The following is a 3,271-nucleotide window of genomic DNA, read 5'->3' on the forward strand; positions in this document are numbered from 1 at the left end:
TGCTGCTGGCCATGCACCGGCGTTTCGGCGCCCGGCTGGCGATCGAGCAGCCGGTGGCCTACGCCCGGCGGGCGATCGTCAACGCCAACATCAGCTTCAACCGCCGCCGGTCCAGCACCGAGGTGCTCACCGCCACCGACCTGGACCGGCCGGTCACCGACGAGCCGGACCCTGACGACTTGTGGTCGATGCTCGCCGGCCTGCCGCACCGGCAACGCGTCGTGCTGGTGATGCGCTACTACCTCGGCTACAGCGACGGCGAGATCGCCGGCACGCTCGGCTGCCGGCGCGGGACGGTGCGCAGCCTGGCCTCCCGGGCGCTGGCCGACCTGCGGACCTCGGACGACATCCAGCTCCTGAGCCCCTCCGACAGCCCCTTCCACGATGGGACGAACCGATGACCACGCCGCACGGCGATGAGTTCGAACACCGCGATGACCTCGAACACCGGCTGACCGAACTGTTCCAGCAGCGCGCGGCAACCGTCACCCGGGCCCGGCCCGTCGACTTCGGCTCGGATTCCGGCGCAGGCACCCGCAAGGCGCCGCCCGGCGTCAAGCAGGTCAGGCTCGGCACGCACCGGCAGAACCTCGGGGTGCTGGCCGCCGCGGCGGCGGTGTTCGTCGCGATCGCCGCAACCATCCTGGGCATCCAGTCGAACCGGCACCAACCGGCGCCGCCGCTGAGCACCGGCAGCCACCCGGTGAGCACCGGCAGCCACCCGCTGAGCACGCCGACTGCCTCGCCCACCGGCCCGCTGGACGAGAAGGCCTGCCAGGCGCCGTCGAGCTGGCGGCGAGCGATCGCAGGCGGGACCGTTCCGGTGGATCGCAGGCTCAACACCGTGGTGAGCGCCAACGGCGAGACCGGCGACTACCTGGTCGTGCAGGGCAACGAGCCACCGGCCGGCACCTCGTCGATCTACTCCGACGTCGAACTCGCGTTGTTCCACGGCGCGACGGGCCGCACGCTCTACACGCCGGCGAGGAGCAGCGATATTCCGGTCGCCGACCCGACCGGCGCCATCACGGCTGACTGGATCGCCTTCTCCGTGTCACATCCGCAGAGCCTCGGCTACACCTACACGGTGATGCTCTACGACCGGAGCACCGGCAGAATCACCACGCTGGCCGAAGCATCCGAAGAGCAGTACCTGCACGGCGAGGCGTTCAGCGGCGCGCCGGTGATCGCGGCGGGCAAGGTCTACTGGTTGGCGGGCACCTTCAACAAGCCCGCCACCACCACCCTGCACTCCTGGGATCTCGCCCGGGGCGGCAGCGCCGGGTCGGTACCGGCCGCCAATGCCACCGCACTGATCTCCTACGGCAGCGGCCTGGCCATCTCCTACGGAGGGGGTCACCCTGACGGCGCCCTGTTCGAACCTACGGTGATCCGCAACGGCGCCGGCCGACCGCTGACCAAGACCCAGCTGACCGCCATGTCGCACGGCACCAATTTCGGTTACGACGGCGCCAGCAAGCTGTCGTGGTTGCGCCACGAGAACGGGTCGGTCGGTTATGAGGACCTGCTCGTGGGTGGCGACGGAACGAACTCCGAAGGGCTGGTGCGGCAAAGCCCCGGCATCGCGCCGGCTATCCACCCGTTCGTCCAGGTCGTGCTCGACGATGCCGATCCAGCCGCGGGGCAGAACGCCCTGGTGGATCTGCGGACCAGCCGGGCCGTGGCGCTACCGGCAGGCGTCGAGCTGCAGGCGGTGGTAGGGGCCAGCGTGGTATTCGGCACCGGCGCGACCAAGTCAGACGCCGCCGGGCTGAGCATGGTGGCGCTGAGCACGCTGCCGCCGGTGAGCTGCTGAGCGGGTCCGCGGCTACTGCCGAGCCGGCTTGACGGCCTCGACCAGCACTCGCTGGGAATGGGACATGAACGGCCCGGCTCGCTGGATCTGCTCATGCAGGTCGGCGAGCCGGGCCCGGTAACGCCGCACCGAGAAGTCCGGAACCGTCCAGATCACCTTGCGCAGGAACACCACCACGGCGGCGATGTCGTCGAAGCGCACCTCCAGCGACTCGTGCCGGACGTCCTCGGCCACCAGGCCCGCCGCGGTCAGTTCCCGCACCGCCCGCTCGCTCCCGTCGCCCGGGGGATGCCGCTGCGGTCCCATCAGGAACTCGTACAGCTCGCGGTTGGAGCCGATGCCGATCTGCTGGGACAGGTAGCGGCCACCGGGCCGCAGCACCCGGGCGATCTCGTGCCACAGCACCACGGTCGGGTGCCGGCTGACCACCAGGTCGAACGTCCCGGAACGGAACGGCAGCGGCTGGGAGTCGGCGGCTTGGACGACGAAGCCGTGCAACGGCTCCAGGTTGCGGCGGGCGATCCGGAGATTCGGCGGCCAGGACTCGGTCGCGCACAGCAGGGCCGGCGGCTGCGGGATGCCGGCCAGCACCTCACCGCCGCCGGTCTGCAGGTCGAGCGCGGCATCGGCGGCCGCCATCCGCTCGCCCATCACCCGGGCGTAGCCCCAGGACGGCCGCTGCTCGCTGGCCCGGCCGTCGAACCACGAGAAGTCCCAGCCGTCCACCGGGGCCGCCTCCGCCTCCAGGAGCAGTTGCTCGAACAGCGGGTCGGCGGGCACGCCCACCACAGTGCCAGAGGCCCTCCGCCTGCCCGCGGCTGGTGGGCGCCAACCAGCTCACCGGCGGGCGAGGTGGGTGGCGGCGAACCGCAGCTGTGCCGCCGCCTGGCTGCGCCAGTAGCCGGCATCGTGGCCGCCCGGCTCGATGCCACCCGCGGGAGTGGGCGACAGCGCCGCCCGCAGGTCGCGGGTGACGGGGGCGAACCCGTCCGCGGCGCCGCAGTCCAGCCGCACCGGGATGCCGTCGAGCAGGCTGGTCCGTCCGAAGATCGCGTGCTCGTCGAAGTCCTCGGCGTCGTCGAACGCTCCGGCGGCGCTGTCGCCGGCCCGGTGCCACACCGCGGGGCTCTCGGCGATCGCCACCGCGGTCCGCTGCGCACCCAGCGCGCCCGCCAGGTACAGCGCGCCGTAGCCGCCCATCGACCAGCCGAGCAGCCCGATCCGGGTGGTGTCCAGCCCGCGCCGGCCCAGCAGCGGGAGAAACTCATCGATCACCATGCCGGCCGGGTCGGTGTCGCGCCGCGGGTGCCAGTACTCGTGGTCACCGCCGTCCACCGAGGCGATGGCGAACGGCGCGCTGCCGTGGGCCACCGCGTCGGCCAGGAACCGGTGCAGGTGCAGGCTGCCGGCGAACGAGTCCCGATGACTGCCGCCCCGCCCGTGCAACGAGATCAG

At 72.0% G+C, this 3,271-nt stretch carries 4 protein-coding genes; 2 read left to right on the forward strand and 2 right to left on the reverse strand.

The window, feature by feature from the left end; all coding sequences use genetic code 11:
- Both VF542_RS17690 and VF542_RS17695 read left to right on the forward strand, forming a co-directional pair.
- A partial coding sequence (locus VF542_RS17690) for a sigma-70 family RNA polymerase sigma factor (protein ID WP_408653016.1) occupies positions 1–401 on the forward strand: 401 nt, incomplete at its 5' end.
- Positions 398–1,816, forward strand: coding sequence for a hypothetical protein (locus VF542_RS17695; protein WP_408653017.1), 1,419 nt, complete (start codon positions 398–400; stop codon positions 1,814–1,816). The genes VF542_RS17690 and VF542_RS17695, both read left to right, overlap by 4 nt.
- 12 nt (positions 1,817–1,828) lie before the next feature.
- Here VF542_RS17695 and VF542_RS17700 read toward each other — a convergent pair whose 3' ends face one another.
- Both VF542_RS17700 and VF542_RS17705 read right to left on the reverse strand, forming a co-directional pair.
- On the reverse strand, positions 1,829–2,596 hold the full coding sequence (locus VF542_RS17700) for a class I SAM-dependent methyltransferase (protein ID WP_408653018.1): 768 nt from the start codon (positions 2,594–2,596) through the stop codon (positions 1,829–1,831).
- A gap of 57 nt (positions 2,597–2,653) precedes the next feature.
- The coding region (locus tag VF542_RS17705) for an alpha/beta hydrolase (RefSeq protein ID WP_408653019.1) at positions 2,654–3,271 on the reverse strand (618 nt) is incomplete at its 5' end.

It is taken from the genome of Jatrophihabitans sp., from assembly GCF_036389215.1.
Lineage (GTDB): Bacteria > Actinomycetota > Actinomycetes > Mycobacteriales > Jatrophihabitantaceae > Jatrophihabitans_A.

Excerpts from the sequence above, each read along its gene's own strand:
- VF542_RS17695 (WP_408653017.1), top strand. The coding sequence starts at position 398 with ATGACCACGCCGCACGGCGATGAGTTCGAACACCGCGATGACCTCGAA.